Annotated in this window: 19 protein-coding genes; 2 read left to right on the forward strand and 17 right to left on the reverse strand. The window is 74.7% G+C overall.

Annotated features, from left to right (window positions below; translation table 11 throughout):
- Positions 1 to 64 precede the first annotated feature (64 nt).
- The 7 genes from SK069_RS01905 to SK069_RS01935 all read right to left on the reverse strand — a co-directional run bounded on the left by SK069_RS01905 (position 65) and on the right by SK069_RS01935 (position 9,155).
- Positions 65 to 1,405 carry an ArnT family glycosyltransferase gene (locus SK069_RS01905; RefSeq protein ID WP_319952485.1) on the reverse strand — a complete coding sequence of 447 codons (1,341 nt, stop codon included), beginning with the start codon at positions 1,403 to 1,405 and terminating at the stop codon, positions 65 to 67.
- Positions 1,406 to 1,415: 10 nt separating this feature from the next.
- On the reverse strand, positions 1,416 to 2,888 hold the full coding sequence (gene gatB / locus SK069_RS01910; RefSeq protein WP_319952486.1) for an Asp-tRNA(Asn)/Glu-tRNA(Gln) amidotransferase subunit GatB: 1,473 nt from the start codon (positions 2,886 to 2,888) through the stop codon (positions 1,416 to 1,418).
- Positions 2,885 to 4,372, reverse strand: coding sequence for an Asp-tRNA(Asn)/Glu-tRNA(Gln) amidotransferase subunit GatA (gene gatA, locus SK069_RS01915; RefSeq protein WP_319952487.1), 1,488 nt, complete (start codon positions 4,370 to 4,372; stop codon positions 2,885 to 2,887). Before gatA ends, gatB begins: the two co-directional genes overlap by 4 nt.
- Before the next feature lies 1 nt (position 4,373).
- Positions 4,374 to 4,658 carry an Asp-tRNA(Asn)/Glu-tRNA(Gln) amidotransferase subunit GatC gene (gene gatC / locus SK069_RS01920; RefSeq protein WP_319952488.1) on the reverse strand — a complete coding sequence of 95 codons (285 nt, stop codon included), beginning with the start codon at positions 4,656 to 4,658 and terminating at the stop codon, positions 4,374 to 4,376.
- A 62-nt stretch (positions 4,659 to 4,720) separates the two neighbouring features.
- Entirely contained in the window at positions 4,721 to 5,593 is an 873-nt protein-coding gene (gene folD, locus SK069_RS01925; protein ID WP_319952489.1) for a bifunctional methylenetetrahydrofolate dehydrogenase/methenyltetrahydrofolate cyclohydrolase FolD, read from the reverse strand.
- A gap of 63 nt (positions 5,594 to 5,656) precedes the next feature.
- Positions 5,657 to 6,637 carry an SDR family NAD(P)-dependent oxidoreductase gene (locus tag SK069_RS01930; RefSeq protein WP_319952490.1) on the reverse strand — a complete coding sequence of 327 codons (981 nt, stop codon included), beginning with the start codon at positions 6,635 to 6,637 and terminating at the stop codon, positions 5,657 to 5,659.
- 97 nt (positions 6,638 to 6,734) lie between these two features.
- Positions 6,735 to 9,155: an ATP-dependent helicase gene (locus SK069_RS01935; RefSeq protein WP_319952491.1), complete on the reverse strand. Its 2,421-nt coding sequence runs from the start codon at positions 9,153 to 9,155 to the stop codon at positions 6,735 to 6,737.
- A 98-nt stretch (positions 9,156 to 9,253) separates the two neighbouring features.
- Between SK069_RS01935 and SK069_RS01940 the strand changes: the two genes are divergently transcribed.
- Positions 9,254 to 10,126: a queuosine salvage family protein gene (locus tag SK069_RS01940; RefSeq protein ID WP_319952492.1), complete on the forward strand. Its 873-nt coding sequence runs from the start codon at positions 9,254 to 9,256 to the stop codon at positions 10,124 to 10,126.
- A 4-nt stretch (positions 10,127 to 10,130) separates the two neighbouring features.
- Here the strand turns inward: SK069_RS01940 and cysE are convergent, their stop codons facing one another.
- The 3 genes from cysE to SK069_RS01955 all read right to left on the reverse strand — a co-directional run bounded on the left by cysE (position 10,131) and on the right by SK069_RS01955 (position 12,299).
- Positions 10,131 to 10,862, reverse strand: a complete 732-nt coding sequence (cysE, locus tag SK069_RS01945; RefSeq protein WP_319952493.1) for a serine O-acetyltransferase — start codon at positions 10,860 to 10,862, stop codon at positions 10,131 to 10,133.
- A gap of 106 nt (positions 10,863 to 10,968) precedes the next feature.
- The gene (cysK, locus tag SK069_RS01950; RefSeq protein WP_319952494.1) at positions 10,969 to 11,901 is read right to left on the reverse strand and encodes a cysteine synthase A; all 933 of its coding nucleotides are present in this window, start codon (positions 11,899 to 11,901) and stop codon (positions 10,969 to 10,971) included.
- Between the two features lie 2 nt (positions 11,902 to 11,903).
- Complete coding sequence (locus SK069_RS01955; RefSeq protein ID WP_319952495.1) at positions 11,904 to 12,299, reverse strand: RrF2 family transcriptional regulator; 396 nt, start codon at positions 12,297 to 12,299, stop codon at positions 11,904 to 11,906.
- Between the two features lie 68 nt (positions 12,300 to 12,367).
- Here SK069_RS01955 and SK069_RS01960 point away from each other — a divergent pair, with 68 nt between their 5' ends.
- Positions 12,368 to 12,823 (forward strand): VanZ family protein, encoded by a 456-nt coding sequence (locus SK069_RS01960; protein ID WP_319952496.1) that lies wholly within the window; start codon positions 12,368 to 12,370, stop codon positions 12,821 to 12,823.
- Here the strand turns inward: SK069_RS01960 and SK069_RS01965 are convergent.
- The 7 genes from SK069_RS01965 to SK069_RS01995 all read right to left on the reverse strand — a co-directional run bounded on the left by SK069_RS01965 (position 12,795) and on the right by SK069_RS01995 (position 22,771).
- Entirely contained in the window at positions 12,795 to 13,826 is a 1,032-nt protein-coding gene (locus tag SK069_RS01965; protein ID WP_319952497.1) for an HDOD domain-containing protein, read from the reverse strand. The two genes, SK069_RS01960 and SK069_RS01965, sit on opposite strands and share 29 nt — an antisense overlap.
- A gap of 346 nt (positions 13,827 to 14,172) precedes the next feature.
- Positions 14,173 to 15,573 (reverse strand): glutamate--tRNA ligase, encoded by a 1,401-nt coding sequence (gene gltX, locus SK069_RS01970; RefSeq protein WP_319952498.1) that lies wholly within the window; start codon positions 15,571 to 15,573, stop codon positions 14,173 to 14,175.
- A 106-nt stretch (positions 15,574 to 15,679) separates the two neighbouring features.
- Positions 15,680 to 16,789 (reverse strand): hypothetical protein, encoded by a 1,110-nt coding sequence (locus SK069_RS01975; RefSeq protein WP_319952499.1) that lies wholly within the window; start codon positions 16,787 to 16,789, stop codon positions 15,680 to 15,682.
- Positions 16,790 to 17,013: 224 nt separating this feature from the next.
- Entirely contained in the window at positions 17,014 to 20,625 is a 3,612-nt protein-coding gene (gene dnaE, locus SK069_RS01980; protein WP_319952500.1) for a DNA polymerase III subunit alpha, read from the reverse strand.
- 108 nt (positions 20,626 to 20,733) lie between these two features.
- Complete coding sequence (locus SK069_RS01985; RefSeq protein ID WP_319952501.1) at positions 20,734 to 21,183, reverse strand: hypothetical protein; 450 nt, start codon at positions 21,181 to 21,183, stop codon at positions 20,734 to 20,736.
- Positions 21,180 to 21,383, reverse strand: a complete 204-nt coding sequence (locus tag SK069_RS01990; RefSeq protein WP_319952502.1) for a hypothetical protein — start codon at positions 21,381 to 21,383, stop codon at positions 21,180 to 21,182. The genes SK069_RS01985 and SK069_RS01990 overlap by 4 nt, the downstream gene beginning before the upstream one ends.
- Before the next feature lie 41 nt (positions 21,384 to 21,424).
- Positions 21,425 to 22,771: an argininosuccinate synthase gene (locus SK069_RS01995; protein ID WP_319952503.1), complete on the reverse strand. Its 1,347-nt coding sequence runs from the start codon at positions 22,769 to 22,771 to the stop codon at positions 21,425 to 21,427.
- Between the last annotated feature and the right edge of the window lie 142 nt (positions 22,772 to 22,913).

The following is a 22,913-nucleotide window of genomic DNA, read 5'->3' on the forward strand; positions in this document are numbered from 1 at the left end:
GCGGAGGCCTCGTTCCCCAGGGCGCCCGCTGGCCGGCGCCCACCGCCCGCGGGCGCGGCCGTGGTCAGCTCTCCGCGCAGGCCGCCTCGTCCGCCGACGGCTCGGCGCGGCGCGGCCGGAGCCGGTCCATCAGCAGCGGGATCGCCGTGGCTGCGGCGAGGGCGAGGAACGGGTCCAGCGGGATCCGGTAGCGCGGGGAGCCGACGAGCGGCGCGGTGGTGACGAGCAGGACGACGGGGACGGCCCAGAGCCAGAGGGGCCCGGGCAGGCGTCGGCGCCGGATCCAGCCGACGACCGCCACGAGCGTCAGGAGGACGAGCGCCAGCACGGGCGGGCGCAGCGTCCCGCGCCAGCCCTCGGGGATCGCCATCTCCCGGGCGCTGAGCTCCGCGGCCCGCGCATGCCCCGGTCCGACGAGGAAGAGCCGCAGGAGGTGCGCGCCCGTCGCCCGCGCGACGAAGCCCGGGTGCTCTCGCCCGTAGCGCAGGCCGCGGGCCCGCAGCTCGCGGTCCAGCTGGCCCTCGGTCAGCCGGGACGGGAGGAAGAGGTCCTGCATCGCTCGCTGCTGCTCGGGCAGGCGCGACGCGGCGAAGAGCTCGCCCGGGCCGTTGGACTCCTCGTTCCACACCCCGGCGAGGGTGTAGCCGGCGTGGCTGCCCAGCGGCATGAAGCGGTCCAGCTCGATCCAGTTGCGGACCGTCCACGGGGTCAGGACGAGGACGACCGCGACCGCGGCGACGGCGGTCGGGCGCCAGCGCCGCCCCGGGAGCCAGAGACCGAGGAGCAGCGGCAGCACCAGCGGCGCGCCGCTGGAGCGCGTCGCGACCGCCAGGCCGGCGAGCACGCCGGCGAGCAGCGCCAGGCGCCAGCCCGGCCGCTCCCGGTGCAGCAGGACCGCGAGCACCGCGCCGAGCAGCAGCGGCACGAAGAGCGTCTCCGAGAGCAGCGAGGCGTTGAGCCAGACGAGCGAGGGCAGCAGCGCGCAGAGGCCCGCGGCCCACCGCGCGACCCGCGGATCCGTCGCGATCTGCCGCGCGATCGCCCAGACGAGCCCCACCGACAGGACGCCGAGCAGCGCCTCCACGACCCGGGCCGCGGCGTAGCGCATGCCGGTGAGGTCGTAGATCGCCGCGAGCAGCAGCGGGTAGGCGGGCGCGCGGAAGGCGGTCGGGGTCCCCGGCTCGGCCCACGTGGTCGGGGCCCACTCGCCGAGGGCGGAGAAGGCGATCGCGATCCGGTCGTAGTCGGCGGGATCGCCCCACGGCGCGTAGTCGCGCGTGGCGACGATCACCGCGATTCGGACGAGCAGCGCGACGCCGAGGATCCCGAGCAGCCAGCGCGCCTCGCGGCCGGCGAGCGCGGCGGCGAGGCGCCGTCGCGCGCCGGTGCTCCACGCTGGCCCCATCGCCGGCGGCCTAGAGCCCGAGGATCTCGCGGGCGAGCTTCGTGACCTCGCCGCCGTCGGCGCGACCCTTCGTCTCGCGCATCACGTGGCCGACGATCACGCCGATCGGCTTCATGTTGCCGGTCCGGAGCTTCTCGACGACGTCGGGGTTCGCGTCCAGCGCGGCCTCGACGATCCCGCGCAGCTCGTCGCCGCCGCCGATCGCGGCCAGGCCCTCCCGCTCGACGATCGCCTGCGGCGACCCGCCCTCGGCGACGAGCGCGTCGAGCACCTGCTCGCCGGCCTTGCGCGTGATCGTCCTGGCCTGCACGAGCGCGACGAGCTCGGCCAGCGCGGCGGGCTCGACCTTCGACTGGGCGGGGTCCGTCCCGGCGTCCTCGTCGGCGCCGTCCTCCCCCGCCCCGGCGGCGAGCCGGCGGACGAGGTCGTTGCCGACCCAGTTGGCGAGCTGCTGGCGGTCGAGGTCGGCGGGCGCGGCGGCCACGACGGCCTCGTAGTAGTCGCCGAGGTCGCGACGGAACGCGAGCAGCCGCGCGGACTCCTCGTGCAGCCCGAGCTCGGCGCGGAAGCGCTCGGCGCGCTCGAGCGGCAGCTCGGGCACCGCGGCCTGGGCGGCCTCCAGCAGGTCGGACGGCACGCGCAGCGGCGGCAGGTCCGGCTCCGGGAAGTACCGGTAGTCGTGCGCGGCCTCCTTCGAGCGCAGCGACGTGATCGCGCCGGTGCGCGGGTCGAAGTTCAGCGTCTCCTGCTCGACCTGCCCGCCGGACTGCAGGATCCGCGTCTGGCGCGCGACCTCGGCGTTGATGCCCTGCTCGATGAACCGGAACGAGTTCATGTTCTTCAGCTCGGTCTTCGTGCCGAGCGTCGTCTCGCCGACCGGGCGGATGGAGACGTTGGCGTCGCAGCGCAGCGACCCCTCCTCCATGTTCACGTCGCTCACGCCGAGCTGGCGCAGCGTCTCGCGCAGGAGCCGCAGCCACGCGGACGCCTGCTCGGCCGAGCGGATGTCCGGTCGCGTGACGATCTCCGCCAGCGGCGTGCCGCCGCGGTTGAAGTCGACGACGGAGGACGTCGAGCCGCCGATGCCACCCGACGCGCCGGCGTGGTTGAGCTTCGCGGCGTCCTCCTCGAGGTGGACGCGCTCGAGCTCGACGTCGCCCAGCCGGCCGCCCGACACGAGCGGCAGGTCGAACTGACTGATCTGGTAGCCCTTGGGCAGGTCCGGATAGAAGTAGTTCTTGCGGTGGAAGACCGACCGCGACGCGAGCTCGCCGCCGAACGCGATGCCGATCATGAGACCGAGCCGGACGGCCTCCTGGTTCACGACGGGCAGCGTGCCGGGCAGCCCGAGGCAGACGGGGCAGGTGCGGGTGTTCGGCGGCTCGCCGAACGACAGCTCGCACGGGCAGAACATCTTCGTCCGCGTCGCGAGCTGGACGTGGATCTCCAGGCCGATGACCGGCTCGTAGGCGACCTCGCTCATCGCGCCTGCTCCCCGCTCGCGGTGACGGTGGCTCGCGGCGCGCTGCCGTCGAAGCCGATCGCCTGCTCCAGCGCGTGCGCGGCGTCGAGGATCCGCGGCTCGCTGAACGCCGGCCCGGCGAGCTGCAGCCCGACCGGCAGGCCGTCGGCGAGGCCGGCGGGGATCGAGATGGCCGGGATGCCGGCCAGCGACACGGGCAGCGTCATGACGTCCTGGGCGTACATCGCGACCGGGTCGTCGGTCAGCGCGCCGAGCTCCCAGGCCACCGACGGGCTCGTGGGCGTGGCGATGAGATCGACGTCCTCGAAGGCCGCGCGGTAGTCCTCCACGATCTTCGTGCGGACCTGCTGGGCGCGGCCGTAGTAGGCGTCGTAGTAGCCCGAGGACAGCGCGAAGGTGCCGAGCATGATCCGGCGCTTGACCTCGGGGCCGAAGCCGTCGTGCCGGGTCTTCGTGTAGAGGTCCACGAGGCCGTCGCCCTGGGCCTGGACCCGGTTGCCGTAGCGCACGCCGTCGAAGCGCGAGAGGTTCGAGGACGCCTCGGCGGGGGCGATGACGTAGTACGCCGCCAGCGCGTGGCGGGCGTGCGGGAGCGTCACCTCGGTGACCGTCGCGCCGAGCGCCTCCGCGTGGCGCAGCGAGGCGTCGAAGGCCGCGCGGACGCCGGGCTCGACGCCGTCGGCCAGCAGCTCGGTCGGCACGCCGATCCGCACGCCGTCGAGCCGGTCGGCGCTCGGGATGCCGAGCGCGTCGGCGCCCTGCCAGCCGATCGACGTGGCGTCGCGCGGATCCACCGTCGCCGATCCCGCCTGCCCGCCGGCGCCGACCATCTGCTGCAGCAGGAGTGCGGTGTCGGCGACCGTCCGGCCGATCGGGCCGGCCTGGTCCAGCGACGAGGCGAAGGCGATCATCCCGTAGCGCGAGACGGTGCCGTAGGTCGGCTTCAGCCCGACGACGCCGCAGAGCGCGGCAGGCTGGCGGACCGAGCCGCCGGTGTCGGTGCCGATCGCGGCGGGCGCCAGGCCGGCGGCCACCGCGGCCGCGGAGCCGCCCGACGAGCCGCCCGGGACGCGCGTGCGGTCCCACGGGTTGCGCACCGCCCCGAACGCGGAGTTCTCGTTCGACGAGCCCATCGCGAACTCGTCCTGGTTCGTCTTGCCGAGGACCGTGGCACCGGCGCCCTGCAGCCGCTCGATCGCCGTGGCGGTGTACGGCGGGCGGTAGCCCCGGAGGAGGTTCGAGCAGGAGGCCGTCGGCACGCCCTCGATGCAGAAGAGGTCCTTCACGGCGATCGGGAGACCGGCCAGGACCGTCTCGGCACCGGGAACGCTCTCCGGCGCGCCGTCGGCGAGCCAGGTGAAGGAGTTCGTGTCGTCCGCCGCCGCGCGGGCGCGATAGGCGGCGAAGAGCTCGCGGGCGTCGAGGTCGCCGCGGCGCAGCGCGGCGGCCGCCTCGACGGCGGTCAGGTCGATCGGGTCGGTCATCTCAGGCCTGGGGGCTGGGGACGCGGAAGCCGTCGTCGGAGGCGTCGGGCGCCTGGGCCAGCGCGGTCTCGCGCGGCAGGGACGCGCGCGGCTCGTCCGGGCGCAGGCGGCTCTCGGCGGCGAGGACGTGCGCGGTCGGCGGCACCCCGTCGAGGTCGAGCTCGCCGATGGTCTCGACGTGCTCGAGGACGGCGGAGAGCTCGCGGGCCATCGGCTCGACCTCGTCCTCGTGCAGCTCGAGGCGGGCGAGCGCGGCCACGTGCAGGACGGTGGCGCGATCGATCATCGGCCCCCGATGCTAGTCGCCGGCGCGCGCGGGCGACCGGTCCCGGTCCGGGCGGTCGTGGCTCAGCCGGCCTGGAGCTCGGCGGCCTGGAGGGTGTTCGCCAGCAGCTGGGCGATCGTCATCGGCCCGACCCCGCCCGGCACGGGCGTGATCGCACCCGCGACGGGGAACGCCTCGTCGAAGCAGACGTCGCCGACGAGCGAGGACCGGCGGCCGGCCGGCGGCTCGGCGAGCCGGTTGATGCCGACGTCGATGACCGTGGCGCCCGGCTTGATCCAGCGCCCCCGGACCATCTCCGCCCGGCCGACGGCGGCGATCAGGACGTCGGCCCGGGCGGCGACCGCCTCGAGGTCGCGCGTGCGGGAGTGCGCGATCGTGACGGTGGCGTTGCGCTGCAGGAGGAGCTGCGCCATCGGCTTGCCGAAGAGGTTCGAGCGGCCGATGACGACCGCCTCGGCGCCCGACAGCTGGGCACCGGCGTGGTCGAGCAGCCGGATCACGCCGGCCGGGGTGCACGGGCGCAGGCCCGGCAGGCCGAGCGCCAGGCGCCCGGCGGAGCCGACGGTGAGGCCGTCCACGTCCTTCTCGGCCGCGATGAGGTTCGTCATCTCGACGCCGTCGAGGTGCCCCGGGAGCGGCAGCTGGCAGAGGATCCCGCTGACGCGCTCGTCCGCGTTGAGCTGCTCGATGAGCGCGACGAGCTGCTCGCGCGTCGCGTCGCCGGGCAGCCGGTGGTCGAAGCCCTGGATGCCGACCTCGGCGCAGGCCTTCTGCTTGCCGCCGACGTAGACCGCGCTCGCCGCGTCGTCGCCCACGAGGATCGTCGCCAGGCCCGGGGCGCGCCCGTGGCGCTCCACGAACGCCGCCACGCCGGTGGCGACCTCGGCGCGCACCTCGGAGGCGACCTGCTTGCCGTCGATGATCGTCGCGGACATCGCGCCGGAGGCTAGTCGAGTCCGCGCGGGGCCGCCCGCGCGGACGGCCTCCGGTCCCGACGGTCAGGCGGCGCCGGGGACCGGCACGTCGACGCCGGCCGCCGCCGCGACGCCGCGCCAGAGCTGCGCCCGGTCCTCCGGCGCCTCGCGGGTGCGCGGCAGCAGGTGCGTGGGCCGCGGCCGCCGGTCGTGCCAGAACCGGCCGGTGCTGCGCGTCGGCTCGTCGGCGGCCGCGAGCCAGACGAGCGTGTCGGCCCCCTCCTCCGGACTGCGGAGGATCGGCCGCGTCGCCTTGCGGAAGCCCGGGAGGGCGTCGGCGACGCCCGGGGTGTCGGCCCAGCCGGGGTGCAGCGCGTGGCAGACGACGCCCGTCGGCCGCAGGCGCGCCGCCCAGAGCTCGTTCAGCACGACCTGCGCGCGCTTGTCGCGGGCGTAGACGGCGGCCGGCTTGTACGGCCGACGCTCGTGCTGGAGGTCGGCGACGTCCAGCGCCTGCCCGTACATGCCCCCGGAGCTCATCGTCAGGATCCGGCCCGGGACGTCGGCGGCGAGGTGGTCGGCGAGCAGGGCGGTGAGGAGGAACGGCCCGGCGACGTTCGTCGCGAACGCGACCTCGAGACCCTCGTCGGTCTCCTCGCGCGCGGGCGGCATCACGCCGGCGTTGTGCAGCAGGGCGTCGAGCGGCCCGGCCTCGCGCAGCGCCGCGGCGGCCTCGCGCACCGACGCCAGCGACGAGACGTCGCACTCGACGACGTCGACCGTGGCGCCGGGCACCGCGTCGACGATCGAGCGCCGCGTGGCCCCGGCGCGCTCCGGCGAGCGGGCCAGCAGCACGACGCGCGCCCCGAGCGCGGCGAGGTCGCGCGCGGCGGCCGCGCCGATGCCGGAGGTCGGGCCGGTGATGGCCACGATCCGGCCGTCGATCCGCGGAGGGTCGGCCGGCCACCCCGCCAGGCGGCGCCGGGCGGCGAGGCCCAGGCGCGAGTACCCGGGGGCGATCGTGCGGTCCAGGACGGTGTCGGCGACCGACGCGAGGAGGCTCATCCCCCGGCCGGTACCCGACGGGGAGCGCTCCGACGCGGCCGGCCGAGCGGTCCGCGCGGGCTGCAGCGCGCGGGCGGCCGGCGGCGCCCGGCGAGGCTCAGACGGCCTCGAGGCGCGCGAAGCCGGCGATGAGCCGCCGCTCGCCGTGATCGTCGAAATGCACGACGATCACCTCGTCGTCGGCGGCCACCACGTCGCCCTCGCCGAACTTCCCGTGCCGCACGCGCGCCCCGACGGAGAACGTCGGCGCCGCCTCGGCGTCCGCGGCCGCCGCCCGGCCCGCGCTGCCGATCTCGCTGCCGCGCCGCAGCCCGAGGTCCGCCAGCGATCGGCCGGCGCCGGTGCCGCGGCCTCGCGCGATCGAGCCGATGCCACCGGAGCGCGCCCCGGGCGCGTCCCGCTCGAACCGTGGACGGGGCGTCGGCTGGACCGCCCCCGACAGCGCCTCCGGCGACTGCTCGTCGAGCGACTCGACCGGCAGCTCGCGCAGGAACCGGCTCGGGACCTGCGGCTGCGGCGGGCCGTAGAGCGCCCGGCGACGCGCCCACGTGAGCGCGAGGTGCTTGCGGGCGCGCGTCAGCCCGACGTAGCAGAGGCGCCGTTCCTCCTCGAGCTCGCCGGCGTCGATCGCCCGGCTGTGCGGGAAGATCCCGTCCTCGCAGCCGACGAGGAAGACCGCGTCGTACTCCAGGCCCTTCGCGTTGTGCAGCGTCATCAGCGTGACGCGGCCGGTCGCCGCCTCCTCGGCCTGATCGGCGTCGGAGAGCAGCGCCGTGGACTGGAGGAAGCGGTCCAGCGGACGCAGCGTCGCGCGCTCCTCGTCGGGGTACGCCGCCGCGTCCTCGGCGTCGAACTCCTGCGCGAAGGCGTGCAGCTGGTCGAGGTTCTCCACACGACCCTCGTCGAGCGGGTCGCTCGAGGCCTCGAGCTCGGCGCGGTACCCGGTGACCTTCAGGATCGCCTCGAGGAGGTCCGCGACCGTCGCGCCGGCCTCCATCGTCGCGCGCAGCTCCGCCGCCTGCTCCGCGAAGCGCCCGACCGACCGCACGGCCGCGGTCTTCAGCCCCGCCGCGGCGGGCTCGTCGATCACCTGCAGCGGGGTCACGCCGAGGGCCTCGGCGTGCGCGAGCAGCCGCCCGACCGTCGTATCCCCGATCCCGCGCCGGGGCCGGTTGACGATCCGCGCGAACGCCACGGTGTTGGCCGGGTTCAGCAGCCACTGGAGGTAGGCCAGGGCGTCCTTCACCTCGGCCCGGTCGAAGAACCGCACGCCGCCGATCACCTGGTAGGCGAGATCGGCCTGGGTCAGCGCCGTCTCCACGAGCCGGGAGAGCCCGTTGGTGCGGTAGAGCACCGCCATCTGCCCCAGGGGCACGCCCTCGCCGGCGAGGCGCTCGATCTCGCCGACGACCCAGCGCGACTCGACGTGGTCGTCGGGCAGCGCGCGGACGCGGACCGGGTCGCCGGTGCCCTGGTCGGTCCAGAGGCGCTTGGGTCGCTGGTCGCGGTTGTTGGCGATGACCGCGTTGGCGGTGTCGAGGATCCGCTGCGTCGAGCGGTAGTTCTGCTCGAGCCGGATGACCTCGGCGTCCGGGAAGTCCTGCTCGAAGTCGAGGATGTTGCGGATGTCGGCGGAGCGGAACCCGTAGATCGACTGCGCGTCGTCGCCGACGACCATGAGGTTGCGGTGGCCGGGCTCCTCGCCGGCCAGCGGCCCGAACCCGTCCGGGTCCGCGCCATGCGCCTCCGCACCGGCGTCGCGGGGCGCCAGGTGCATCGGGTCGTCCATGCAGAGCAGCTGCAGGAGCCGGTACTGCGCCGGGTTCGTGTCCTGGTACTCGTCGACGAGCACGTGCCGGAAGGCGTTGCGGTACCGCTCGCGCACCTCGGGATAGCGCTCGAGGACGTCGACGGTCCGCCCGAGGAGGTCGTCGAAGTCCATCGCGTTGTTGGCGACGAGCTGCGCCTGGTAGCCGCGGTAGGCGTCGACGATCGTGCGGTCGTAGAACCCCGCCGCCTGCTCGGCCGCCTGCTCCACGCTGCGCAACCGGTTCTTGTGCTCCGAGATGCGTCCCGCGACGGCGTTGGGCGTGAAGCGGCGCGTGTCGGCGCCCTGGGACTCCAGCACCCGCTTGACGAGCCGCTTGGCGTCGTCGGCGTCGTAGATCGTGAACTGGCGGGTGTAGCCGAGCCGCTCGGCCTCGACCCGCATGATGCGGGCGCAGGCGCTGTGGAACGTGGAGACCCAGAGGCCGCGCGTCGAGCGGCCCAGCAGGGTCCCGACGCGCTCGCGCAGCTCCGCGGCGGCCTTGTTCGTGAACGTGACCGCGAGGATCTCGCCCAGGCTGGCCTGTCCCGTCCGCACGAGCCACGCGACGCGGTGCGTCAGGACCCGCGTCTTGCCCGAGCCCGCGCCGGCGATGACGAGCAGCGGCCCGCCCGGATGCACCACCGCCGCGCGCTGCTGGTCGTTGAGCCCGAGCAGGAGCTCCTCGGCGTGCGCGTCGACGGCGGCCATCGCTCCGAGGATACGAGTCCTCGCCGACGGTGCCGGCGCGCCTCGGGACCGCCCCGCGCGCTCCCCGGACGACCGTCCCCGGCGATAGCGTCCGGCCCATGTCCCTGCCCGACGAGGTCCGCCGCCACGCCGCGGAGGTCGCCGCGTCGGCCCGGCACGTGCGCATCGAGGACGAGCTGCTCGACGCGCTGGAGCCCGGCGAGGCCCCACCGGCCGACGCCGAGCGGCACTTCCTCGACGGCGAGCCCGAGGACGTCGCCGACTACGTCCTGGCGCTCAACGCCGTGAACTTCGGGTCCGGCTGGTTCCCGACGCTGCGCAAGCGCCCCGGGTGCTCGGGCTACTGGACCGTCGCGTGGGCCCTCGCGGACCGCTGGCGGGCCGAGGGACCGTGGAGCGCCGCCGAGCTGCGCGCGCTGACCGCCGAGGAGGTGGCCACGACGCTCGGGCAGCCGCCCGGTCACGAGCTCATGGCGCTCTACGCCCAGGCGCTGCGCGCGCTCGGCGCGTTCCTCGGCGACCGCCGGGCCCTCGACCTCGTCGGCGACGCGGGAGGTCGCGCGGACCGGCTGGCGCGGATGGTCGTCGACGGCATGCCGTTCTACCGCGACCACGGGCTCTACAAGCGCGCCCAGATCCTCTGCGCCGACGTCGAGGGCTTCGGCCTCGGGCGGCTCGAGGGCCTCGACCGGCTGACGATGTTCGCCGACAACCTCGTCCCCCACGTCCTGCGCTGCGCCGGCGTCCTGCGCTACGACGATGCGCTCGCCGAGCGGATCGACGCCGGCCGGCTGCTGCCGATCGGCGGCGCCGAGCACGAGATCCGCTGCTGCGCGCTCCACGCGATCGAGCGCCTGAGCGAGCGGACCGGCGTCCCGCCCCGCACCCTCGACGCCTGGCTGTGGCACGCCGGCCAGCGGCCCGAGGTCAAGGCCCGCCCGCGCCACCGCACGCGCACCGTCTTTTACTGATCCGTCAGCCGCCGGCGGGGCTGCGGCCCTCGCGCGGGCGCAGCTCGTGCACGTCGGCGGGCTCGCCCACGAGGCGCGGCCCCGCGGCGGGGTCGCCGCCCAGCTCGCGGACCTGTCGCTCGAGCTCCACGACGCGCCGGCCGAGCGCGCGGACCGCATCGGCGACCGGATCGGGCAGGTGGATCCAGTCCGCGTCCGGACCCTCGACCTTGCGCCCGTCGATCCGCACCGGGTGCCCGGGGTTGCCGACGACGGTGGCGTTCGCGGGCACGTCCGTGATGACGACGGAGTTCGCGCCGATCTTCGCGCCGTCGCCGACGGTGATCGGGCCGAGGAGCTTCGCACCCGAGCCGATCGTCACGCGATCGCCGACCGTCGGATGGCGCTTGCCCACCTGGAACCCCGTGCCACCGAGGGTCACGCCCTGGTAGACGGTGACGTCCTCGCCGATCCGCGCCGTCTCGCCGATCACGACGCCCGACCCGTGATCGATGAAGAAGCCCGGCCCGATCTCGGCCGCCGGGTGGATCTCGATCCCCGACGCCGCCCGCGAGAGGTGGGCGATGAGGCGCGGCAGCAGCGGGACGCCCGCGCGGTGCAGGCGGTGGCTCAGCCGGTGCGCCGCGAGCGCCTGCAGCCCCGGCCAGGTCGTGACGAGCTCGACCGGCCCGACGTCGCGCGCGGCGGGATCCCGCTCGCGCACGGCGCGCACGTCGCGACGCAGCGTGGCGATCACGCGCGGGCTCCGGTGGCGGGGACGTCCATCGCGAAGGAGGGTACCGAGCGACCGCGGCGGCCCCGGGGACGCGCGGTCCGGGCCGGAGGTCGCCGGCGAGGACCCGTCACCGCGGCTGGAAGAACGGCAGGCTCGCGTAGCGCTCGCCGCTGTCGGGCAGGATCACGACGATCCGCTTGCCCCGCGACTCCTCGCGCTGCGCGACCTCGACGGCCGCCGCCACGGCGGCGCCGCACGAGAGCCCGGCCAGCACGCCGCAGCGGCGCGACACGAGCCACGCCGTGTCGATCGCGGCGTCGTCGGACACCGCGACGATCTCGTCCACGACCCGGCGGTCGAGGACCGGCGGGACGAAGCCCGCGCCGATGCCCTGGATCCGGTGCGGCCCGGCCTGACCGCCGGAGAGGACGGCCGAGGAGGCCGGCTCGACGCCGACCACCAGCGTCGAGGCGTCGTGCGCCTTCAGCGCGTGACCGGTGCCGGTGACCGTGCCGCCGGTGCCGATGCCGGCGACGAGGACGTCGATCCGCCCATCGAGCTGGCGCAGCAGCTCCGGGCCGGTGGTCCGCCGGTGCACGGCCGGGTTCGCCGGGTTGGCGAACTGGTCGGGCATCCACGCGTCGTCCCCGTCGGCGAGCGACCGGGCGGCCTCGACGGCCTCCGTCATGCCGCCCATCGACTCGATGACCTCGACGCGCGCGCCGAACAGCCGCAGCAGGGTCTCGCGCTCGCGGCTCATGCCCTGGGGCAGGCAGATGACGAGCTCGTAGCCGCGCGCCGCGGCGACGAACGCCAGGCCGATGCCGGTGTTGCCGCTCGTCGCCTCGACGATCGTCGTGCGACCCGGGGCGATCCGCCCCTCCTTCTCGGCGGCGAGGACCATCGCCAGCGCGATCCGGTCCTTGACCGAGCCGCCCGGGTTGCGCGCCTCGACCTTGCCGTAGAGCTCCACGCCGGAGCCCTCCGGCTCGAGCGCGGCGAGCCGGACGACGGGGGTGTCCCCGATCAGCCCGGTGACGTCGGTGATCTCGTCGGCCATCGTCAGATCCAGTACATCGTCTGGCCCTGCTCCCGCGCCTCGCGGTCGATCAGGTCCTGGATGGTCGTATCGCCGAGCACGCCGCGCGCCGCCTCGGCCACCTCGGCGAAGATCCCGGTGGCGTCGCCGCCCACGGGACCGTCCAGCATCTCGACGATCTCGAGGATCGTCACCTCGCGCGGGTCCCGGGTGAGGACGTAGCCGCCGTGCACGCCGCGCTGGGAGCGCAGCAGCCCCGCGCGCCGCAGCGTCGCGAAGAGCTGCTCGAGGAACTGCCCGGGGATCTGCCGTCGCCGGGCGAGCTCGGCGACCGGGACCGGCGTCGTCGTCCCGCCGGCTCGGCCGAGCTCGGTGAGCGCCTGGACGGCGTAGGGCGACTTCGCGGTGATCGAGAGCATCGGCGGGGTGACGGCCGCGACGGCCGGGTGCAGCGCGACCGGGGCGGCCGCGTAGCCTCTCCGATCCTATGCGAGCCGCCGGATCGCACGCCCCGCGCGCCCCGTGGCGTGCGTGCGCGCTGCTCCTCCCGCCCCTGGCCCTCATGGGCGTGATCTGGTTCCTGAGCTCGCGCTCGGACCTCGGCGGCAGCGGCGGATGGCTCGGCCTCGTGCTGCGCAAGGGCGCGCACATGACCGAGTTCGGGCTGCTCGCGGTGCTCTGGGCGCGGGCGCTGCGGGCGCTCTGGACGCCCCGTGCGCCGGTCGCGCTCGTCGGCGGGGCGGCGATCGCGCTGGCGTGGGCGATCACCGACGAGCTGCATCAGGCGACGGTCCCGGGGCGCCACGGCACCCCGGTCGACGTCCTCATCGACGGCGGCGGGATCGTCGTCGGCACGCTCCTGCTCGCCGTCGTCTGGCGGCGGTGGGCGGCTCCGCGCCGCCCCGGCCGAGGCCTCAGAGCCAGCCGCGCTCCACGGCGATGAGCACCGCCTGCGCGCGGTCGACCGCGCCGAGCTTGCCGTAGATGTTGTGCAGGTGGGTCCGCACTGTGCTCGTCGAGAGGCCGAGCTCGCTGGCGATCTGCTTGTACACCCGGCCGGCGGCGAGGCGCTTGAGGACCTCCATCTCGCGGCCCGACAGCGGGCACGGCGCGGCGCCGCGGGCCCGACGGGGCCCCGGGAGGGCCTGGTCGTAGAGGAGGCCGCGGACCGCGGGCGCCTCGATGCCGACGCTGCGCGCGACGCGCATGAGGACCTGCGGGGAGACCTCGTCTCCCTGCGCGTGGTGGGCGAGCAGGTCCGCGAGCCGCAGGATCGCGACGTCGCGGTCGCTCTCCTCGGCGTGGTGGCGCTCCACGAGCCGCGCGAGCTCGCGCGGGAGACCCCAGCGGCGCATGAGCACGCCGCCGACGAGGGCGTGATCGACGCCCAGCTCGCGGCGCTCGGCGACGAGCCGCTCCTCCGGCGTCGCCTCGGACGACAGGAGCTTGTCCGGGTAGCCCGGGTGCGCGTGGCGCAGGACGAGCTTGCCGACGTCGTGCAGCAGGGCGGCGGCCGAGAGGACGTCGACGTCGACGTCGTCGACGACCGCGGCGATCCGCTGGACGGCACCCTGGACGGCGGCGACGTGCCGCCGGTAGCCGTCGGCCTCGCGCCCCCAGCCACCGGAGCGGTCGAAGAAGTCGACCGTCCGCGTGCGCTCGGCCAGGACGCGCAGCGAGGGCGGCGTCACGGCCTCGATCGCGGCCGGGATCGAGCTGACGCGGCCGGACGCACCGGTGTCGAGGCGGTTCGCTAGGCGCAGGACGGCGAGGCCGAGACCGAGGTCGGTCTCGACGGCCGCGACGAGCGCGGAGGTGTCGATCGGATCCCCGTCGAGCGCCGCCAGGAGGCGGGTCTGCGACTCGCCGATCGCGGGGAAGCCCTCGAGGGCCTCGAACGCGGCGGTGAGGCGGCGGCCGTGCTGCTCGTTGGGCCGCGTGGGCACCGAGCCGACGGTGGAGCGGCTGCGGGCGGCCGAGCCGCCGAGGCCGGAGACGGGGGGTGTGAGAGTGGTGTTGGAACGCACGGTCGCAGTCGCAGTCGCAGTCGGTGACGTGTCACTGGACGTATCGGCAGGTCCGCGCGTCGACTTGAGTCCGATCGCCTGGACGCCCGATCCACCACCGCCGACGGCAGCCGTCCGTGGTGCCCTCGACCACTCGTTGGCCGCCTCGTACGGGTGGCCAGCGGGCCATCGAGCGGCCGTGGCCGGGGTGGCCGGGCGGGCGTCGCCCCCCGCGCCGTGCCGCGCCGCCTCGCTGCGCGGCGGCGGCTCGACGCGCCGTTCCGGCTCAGGCCGTTGCGAGCGCGGCGTCGATGCGCCGCAGCGTCTCCTCGCGGCCCAGCGCGACCGCCGACTCGAAGACGCCGGGCGAGACCGCCGTGCCGGCGAGCGCCACGCGCACGGGCTGGAAGACGTCCTTCGCCTTCGCCCCCCGCGCGCCGACGAGCTCGCGCAGCGTCGCGTCGACGGCCTCGACCGTGAAGGGCTCCACGGCGGCGAGCGCGGCGCGTGCCGCCGCGAGGTGCTCGCGGTGGGCCTCCCCCAGCCACTTCTCGCGCGCCTTGGGGTCGTCGACCGGTCCGGTGAAGAGGAACCCGGCCAGCGGCCAGAGGTCCTGGACCGTCTGGATCTTCTCCTGGCTGATCTCGACGGCGGTGCGCAGGAGGTCGTCGCGCCCGGCGATCGCGTCGCCGTGCCCGGTGCGCCGGAGGTGCTCGGCGATCGTCGCCGTCAGCTCGTCGAGGCCCTGGGCGCGCAGGTAGCGGCCGTTCATCCAGCGGAGCTTCTGCTCGTCGAAGCGGGCGGGGTTCTTCGAGACGCGGGAGACGTCGAAGCGCTCCTGCAGCTGCGCGCGGCTGAGGATCGTCTCGTCGTCCTCGTCGCCCCAGCCGAGCAGGGCCAGGTAGTTGATGACGGCGTCGGCGAGGTACCCCGCCTCGCGCAGCTCCTGGACCGACGCGGCGCCGTGGCGCTTGGAGAGCTTCTTGCCGTCCGGGCCGTGGAGCAGCGGCAGGTGCGCGTACTGCGGCGGCTCGGCGCCGAGCGCCTGCAGGACGAGCAGCTGCTTCGGCGTGTTGGACAGGTGGTCCTCGCCGCGGACGACGTGCGTGATCCCGGCGTCGAGGTCGTCGACCGCGACCGCCAGGTTGTAGAGCGGCGAGCCGTCGCCGCGCGCGATGACCGGGTCGTCGAGATGGACGTTGCGGAACGTCGTGTCGCCCCGGATGAGGTCGCGCACGACCGTCTCGCCGTCCGGCACCACGAGGCGGACGGCGGCGGTCGCGTCGTCGGCGGCGGCGCGGGTCGGCTCCTCGGCGCCGCGGAAGCCGCGGTCGGCGCCGAGCCGCTCCTTGTAGGCCTTCACGTCGTCGGCCTTCGCGTGCGAGCGATACGCCTTGCCCTCGGCGAGGAGCTGCTCGATCACGGCCCGGTGGCGCGGCTCGTGACGGGTCTGGAAGGCGATGCCGCCCTCGGTGCCCTCGGCGTCGTCCCAGTCGATGCCGAGCCACCGGAGCGCGTCGAGGATCTGCTCGACGTTCTCGGGCGTCGAGCGCTCGCGGTCGGTGTCCTCGATCCGCAGGAGCATCCGGCCCCCGCCCCCACGGGCCATGAGCCAGTTGTAGAGGGCCGTCCGGGCGCCGCCGATGTGCAGGGCACCGGTCGGCGAGGGAGCGAAGCGCACGCGCATGCGCCGAAGGCTAGGCCGGGACGGCGGCGCGCGCCGTGCGGTCCCGGCACGCGGGGTCCTCGGGCCGCGCGCGCCGGGGCGACCCCGGGGCGCGCGGCCGATCGGGTCAGGAGGCCTTGCGGACCGTGAGCGTGCGCGAGACGGCGCCCTTCGTCGAGCCCGTCGTGGCGACGCGCGCGACGACCTTGCCGCCGGAGCGCTTCAGCGCCTTGCGCAGGCTCGCCGTGACGTTCGCCTTGAGGATCTTCGTCGCACCGGGCTTCACCGTCGTCGCCGACGCGCGAACGCCGCGCCCGCGGGCGGTGACCGTCGGCGCCACGAGGCAAGCCGTCGGGGCGGCCGCCGGGCAGGTCACGGAGAAGCGGATCTGCTTGCGGCTCTTCGTGATCCGGAGCTTCGAGAGCGTCGCGCGCGGCATCGCCTTGGCGGCCCCGCCGGCCGCGGGCTTCGGGGCGCCGCCGAGCGGGGCCGAGACGACGCCGGCGCCCTTGCCGGTGAGCATCGCGATCAGCGCCTGCAGCTGGGCGGGGGTGAGCTGGGCCACCGCCGCCGTCGCGGCCGTCGCGGCCGCGCGCTGGGCGGCCGTCTTCGCGGTGCCGATCGGGAGGTCGGCGGCGACCTTGCCGAGCTGGGCCGCCAGCGGGCCGACGATCGGCAGCGCCGCGATCCCGGAGTTCGCCAGCAGCGCCGAGACGCCGTCCAGCAGCGACGCCAGCGCGTCGAGCGTGCCGACGTCGGTCGGGATCCCGAGGGCGAGGACCTGGCTCAGCTGGCCCAGCGCGTTGTCGGCGACCGCCGTGACCGGCTTCAGGACGAGCTCGTTGACGACCCCGACGAGCCCGTTGAGGACCGGCTGCACCGACGAGACGGTGCTCGTGAGCAGCTGGCCGAGCTGATCGGGCGACAGGACCTTCACGAGGCTCTCGATGTCGCCGGAGCCCAGCGACGTCAGCGCGTCGGTGAGGCTGTCGACGAGGGCCGGCGGGAGGACGTTCGGGAGGATCCCGTTGCTGCCGACGGTCCCCTGGATGATGGCCGCGACCGGCGCCGTGACCACGCCGAGGATCGATCCGAGGCCGTCGAGCAGGCCGCGGGTCGACGCGGGGGGCGGCGAGGCGGGGGTCGTGGCGGCCGACGCCGCGACGGGCGCCACCGTGCCGGCGAAGCAGGCCGCGGCGGTGACGAGGGCGAGAGGACGGCGAGCGGGGACGGACATCGGGACTCCTGTCGGGGACGGCTCGCGGGCTCTCCGCGGCTCCCGACACGAGTCGGCCGGCACCCGGCGTTCCTCAGGCGCCGGCTCCCCCGGTCAACGGATGACCGATCATCCGCCGCCGCACCTCCCGGCGCCCGAGCGGGGAGGTCCGCGCCGCCGTCCTCGCGGCGGCGCGGTTCGCGAGCTCCCCGGCGCGGCCGCGGACGCGAGACGCGCCGGCGCCCTCAGGCCGCGACGGGCTCCGGCGCGCCCACCGCCACCGGCGGCACCGCCGTCGCCGGCTCGAGCGCGTGCTCGCCGAAGAGCCGCTGCAGCTCGACGAGCAGCGTCGGGCTCGGCGTCACGCGGTGCTCCGGTCCCAGGCGCATCGTCCGCAGGCCGGCCGAGGTCTCGACGGTCAGCACGACGGCGACCTCGCCCTCGTGGTCGCGCAGCAGGTGCCCGAGCCGATCCAGGGCGCTGGCGAGCACCCGCCGAGCGTCCACGCGCAGGTGCAGCTCCGTGGGGGCCGCCGCCGCGGCCCGCTCGGCCCGCCGCGCGTCCGCGGCGCCCTGCGCCTTCGCGAGCTCCTTCTCGCTCGGTCGGAACGGCTTGGCGGTCTGCACGAGGACGGCCGGGCGCTCGGGATCCTTCAGGTCGACGCGGCCGCGGACGAGCACCACCTCGTCCTGCCCGAGGATCGGCTCGAGCTCGGGCGCGGACTTCGGGAAGACGACGAGGTCGACGCTGCCGTCGCTGTCCTCGAGCGTGCCCCGGAGCATCATGTCGCCCTTGCGGGTCGTCATCCGGCGGATCTCCGAGACGATCCCGCCGACCTCGACCCAGCTGTCGTGCTGCTGCGTGCGCAGGTCCACGAGCCCGCAGGTGGTCTTGCTCGCGAGCGCGTCGCGGACCTCCTTCAGCGGGTGCGCGGAGAGGAAGAGGCCGACGACCTCCTTCTCCATCGCCAGCAGCTCGCGCTGGTCGAACTCGCCCGTCGGGATCGGCGGGTGGGCGACGGCGGACCCCCCGGCGGCCGGCTGCGCCGGGTCGGGCGCGTCGCCGAAGCCGCCGAGGTCGAAGATCGAGCCCTGCCCGGCCGCCGCGTCCTGCTGGACCTTCTTGCCGGCCGCCTGGGCGTCCTCGACGACCGAGAGCATGCCCTTGCGGGAGGCACCGGTCGAGCTGAACGCGCCGCAGCGGATGAGCGAGTCGAGCGCCTTGCCGTTGACGGCGCGGTGGTCGACCCGCTCGCAGAAGTCCCACAGCGACGTGAACGGCCGGTCCTCGCGGGCCGCCTTGATCGCCTCGACCGCGCCGTGGCCGACGCCCTTGATGGCGTCGAGCCCGAACCGGATCGCGCCGTCGTGGACGGTGAACTCGTGGTCGGACTCGTTGACGTCCGGCGGCAGGACGTCGATCCCCATGTCCTCGCAGGTGTTGAGGAAGAAGGGGACCTTGTCCTTCGTCGACATCACCGACGAGAGCAGCGCGGCCATGTACTCGGCCGGGTAGTTCGCCTTGAGCCAGGCCGTCCGGTAGGAGACGAGGCCGTAGCAGGCGGCGTGCGACTTGTTGAACGAGTAGTCGGCCGACGCCTCGTTGGTCTTCCACAGCCAGTCGACGACCTGCGGATCGGTGCCCGACCGCAGGCAGCCCTCGCGGAAGACCGGCTCGAGCTCGGCCATCTTGTCGCGCTTCTTCTTGCCGATCGCCTTGCGGAGGTCGTCCGCCTGACCCGGCGTGAAGCCCGCCAGGGCACGCGAGATCAGCATCGCCTGCTCCTGGTAGAGGATGACGCCCATCGTGGGGCCGATGATCGGCGCCAGCCGCGGGTCCGGGATCCGGATCTGGGCCGGATCGTGCTTGCCCGCCGCGTACGTCGGGATCTGCGCCATGGCGCCCGGGCGGTAGAGCGCCACGAGCGCGATGAGGTCGTCGAACTCCGTCGGCACGACCTGCCGCAGGGCCTTCCGCATGCCCTCGGACTCGAACTGGAACACGCCGACGGAGTCGCCGCGCGCGAGCATCTCGTAGGTCTTGCGGTCGTCGAGCGGGACCTGCGCGATGTCGATCCGCTCGCCGGTCGACTGCTCGATGATCTGCAGCGCGTCCTCGATGACGTCGAGGTTGCGCAGACCCAGGAAGTCCATCTTCAGCAGGCCGAGCTCCTCGATCGGCCCCATCGGGAACTGCGTGACCTGGTTGTAGATCTTGCGGCCGTCCTCGTCGACCTTGCGGCTGTCGGAGAGCAGCAGCGGGACGACCTCCGTGAGGTCGCGGTCGGAGATGACGACGGCGGCGGCGTGGATGCCGAACGCGCGGACGTTGCCCTCGAGCCCCAGCGCGGTGTCCAGGACCTGCTTGGCCACCGGGTCGGCGTCGTAGGCCTGCCGCAGCTCCTGGCCCTCGGGCAGCGCCTCCTGGCCGTCGAGGAGCTTCGCCAGCGGCGGGGTCTTGCCCATGATCGGGTCCGGCACGAGCTTCGCGATCCGGTCGCCCGTGGCGTAGTCGAACCCGTGGATCCGCGCGGAGTCCTTCGTCGCGTTGCGCGGCAGCATCCGGCCGAAGGTGACGATCTGCGCGACCCGCTCGCGGCCGTACTTCTCCGTGACGTACTCGATCACGCGCTCGCGGCCGCGGACGGAGAAGTCGATGTCGATGTCCGGCATCGACACGCGGTCCGGGTTGAGGAAGCGCTCGAAGAGCAGGTCGTACTTCAGCGGGTCGAGGTCGGTGATCCCCAGGGCGTAGGCGATGATCGATCCGGCGGCCGAGCCGCGGCCCGGGCCGACGGGGATGTCGCGCTCCTTCGCCCACCGGATGAAGTCCCAGACGATGAGGAAGTACGCGTCGTACCCCATCCGGTTGATGACGCCGAGCTCCATCTGGGCGCGCTCCTGGGCCGCGCCCGGGATCGGGTCGCCGTAGCGCTCCCGCAGGCCCTCCTGGACCCGCTCGTGCAGGTAGGCCTGCTCGTCCTCGCCCTCGGGCAGGAACCGCGGCAGCAGCGTCTGGCCCAGCGGCACCTCGACGTTGCAGCGCTCCGCGATCTCGAGCGTCGTCGGGATCGCCTCGGGCCACTCCGCGAAGTCCTCCGCCATCTCCTGGTTGGACTTCAGGTAGTAGACGTTGTCCGTGAACGCGTCGGCCATCTTCGGGTTGGCCAGCGTCGACTGCGTCGACACGCAGAGGATCGCGCGGTGCGTCTTGTAGTCCTCGTGGCGCAGGTAGTGGACGTCGGCCGTGCCGACGACCGGGCGGTTCGTCTCCCGCGCGATCCGGACGATCTGCTCGTTGCAGGCGTCCTGCAGCGCGATCTTGTTCTTCTGGACCTCGAAGTAGACGTTGTCCCGTCCCACGGCCTGGAAGAGGTCGTCGACGTGCTGGCGCGCCTCGTCGACCTTGCCGTCCGCGAGGCGCTTGCAGAACCGCGACGCCAGGCAGCCCGAGAGGACGATCAGCCCGTCGCCGTTCTCGGCGAGCTGGCCGTAGTCCACCGCCGGCTTGCCGCGGTGGAAGCCCTTCGTGTAGCCGAGCGAGCTGAGCCGCATGAGGTTGCGGTAGCCCTCCTGGTCCCGTGCGAGCACGGTCAGGTGGTTCATCTCGCGCTTGCCGTCGCGGAACGCGTGGTCGTCGGTGAGGTAGAGCTCGCAGCCGATGATCGGCTTGATGCCCTCCTTCCTCGCCGACTTGTAGAGTTCGACGGTGCCGTTCATCACGCCGTGATCGGTCAGCGCGACCGCCGGCTGCTCGAGCTCCGCGGCCCGCTTCACGAGCTTGCCGATGTTCGGTTGACCGTCCAGCAGCGAGAACTCGGAATGGACGTGCAGGTGGACGCAGGGACCGGAGCTCACGCCCTCCAGGCTAGGCGTCGAGGCGGACGGCGGGCCCCCCGCCCGGTCTCCCGCGCGGAAACCTCCGCAACGTGCGGGAAACGCCGCGTCGGGCGCGGTCGCCCCGGGTCAGGCCGGGCGCTCCGCGGCGTCCTCGCGCAGCCGCGACGCGGCGGACTCGAGCCCGCGGATGACCTCGTCGGCCGCGTCGAGCCGGCCGCTGGCGAGGAGCTCGCGAGCGTCGCGGGCGAGCTCCCCCAGCCGCGCCGGATCCCCGGCCAGCGCCGGTCCGGGGGGCGCCGCGGGCGCGTCCTCGTCCGCGGCGGCGACGAGCGCCGCGCGCAGCGCGTCGAGGTCGCCCGCGAGCTCGAGCAGCCCGGCGCGCAGCTCGCCGAGCCGGCGCTCGCGGTCGGCGCCCCGCCGGCGCTCGCCGGCCAGGGCGACCTCGGCGTCCGCTCGGGCGCGCTCCGCGCGCTCCTGCGCCCGCCGGGCCTCGGCGAGCCGCAGCTCGAGCTCGGCCGCGCGCGCCAGCGGCCCCGCCCCCGGTGCGGCGCCCGGCGGCGCGGCCGCGCCGCTCACGGGCGCGAGGACCCGCCGGCCGAGGTCGCGCGGGAGCGGATCACGAGCGCCGTGCCGCCGACGGCCGCCGTGCCGGCGAGCACCAGCGCGCCCTTGGCGAGCTTGCGCTGGAGCCCGAGCCGTCGCACGAGGTACCACTTGGCGACCCGCCAGGTGATCCACCCCAGCAGGGTGTACATGCCGCGCTCGGAGCTGCCCATGGCCGAACCGTACCCCGCGCCGCGCCCCCGCAAGCGCGCGGTCAGTCCCCCGTGCCGGTTCCGGTGTTGCCCTCGCCGTGCGCGAGCCGCCACGCCAGGCGCGACTGCAGCGACCAGAGCTCGATGAAGCCGGGCGAGGCGTCCTGGGCGAAGAGGCCGCCGGACTCCGCGAACGTCGCGAGCTGCGCGTCGTAGACGGCGTTCTGCGACTCGCGGGTCACGACGCGCGCCGAGCCCTTGTAGAGCTTCAGCCCGATCGTGCCGCTGACCCGGCGGTTCACGTGCTCGATGTAGGCCTGCAGGTCCTCGCGCAGCGGCTCCCACCAGAGGCCGGCGTAGACGAGGTAGGCCCACTTCTGGTCGACGCCCGGCTTGAACTGGTTCTGGTGGATCGTCCCGACGAGCCGCTCGAGCTCCTTGTGGGCGGGCAGGATGATCGCGGCGGCCGGGATCTCGTAGATGTCGCGGACCTTCAGGCCGACGATCCGGTCCTCGATGTGGTCGAGGATGCCGACGCCGTGCTTGCGGCCGAGGCGCGCGGCCTCCTCCAGCAGCTCGACGATCCCCAGGGACCGGCCGTCGATGGCGACCGGCACGCCCTGCTCGAAGGTGATCGTGACGATCTCGGCCTCGTCCGGGGCATCCTCGGGACGCGTGACGAGCTGGAAGACGTCGTCCTCCGGCGCATGGCCGAGATCCTCGATCCAGCGGCCCTCGGAGGAGCGACCCCAGAGGTTGTCGTCGATGGAGTACGGCGCGGGCTGGCCCTCGGGCGCGTTCTTCACCGGGATGCCGTGCTCGCGGGCGTAGGCGATCTCCTCGTCGCGGCCCATCGCCCAGGAGCGGACGGGCGCGATGACCTTCAGCTCGGGCGCGAGCGTCGCGATCGTCGCCTCGATGCGGACCTGGTCGTTGCCCTTGCCCGTGCAGCCGTGGGCGATCGTGTCGCAGCCGTGGCGCCGCGCGTACTCGCAGGCGAGCTTCGCGATCAGCGGCCGGCCGAGCGAGGTGAACGCCGGGTAGCCGTCGCCGTAGTTGACGTTCGCCTTGATCGCCGGGACGAGGTAGTCGTCGGCGAACTCCTGCCGCGCGTCGTGGACGATCGCGTCGACGGCGCCGAGCTTCAGCGCCTTGCCCGTGACCTCGTCGTAGTCCTCGTCCGGCTGGCCGAGCTCGACCGTCAGCGCGACGACCTCGGCCTGGTACTCGTCCTGGATCCACTTGAGCATGACGCTCGTGTCCAGGCCGCCGGAGTAGAGCAGCAGGACCTTGCGGACCTCGTCCTTGTCGGCCAGGTAGGACGCGACGCGCGTCTTGCCGGGAACCGCTACGCGGCGGACCTCGGTGTGGTCCGCTGAGGAGTCGATGGAGGTCGGCTGATCGCTCATGCGCGTGGGAGGGTAGCGCCGCCCCCGGGGCGGGCGATCCCCGGTCCGGGGGCGGCGCTGCGGCACCGGCCGCGCCGCCCCGGGCCGCCGCGCGGGAGGGCCCGACCCGCGCGCCGGGCGCACGCCCGCGCGCGAGCCGCCA

It is taken from the genome of Patulibacter brassicae (assembly GCF_033949425.1).
Lineage (GTDB): Bacteria > Actinomycetota > Thermoleophilia > Solirubrobacterales > Solirubrobacteraceae > Patulibacter > Patulibacter brassicae.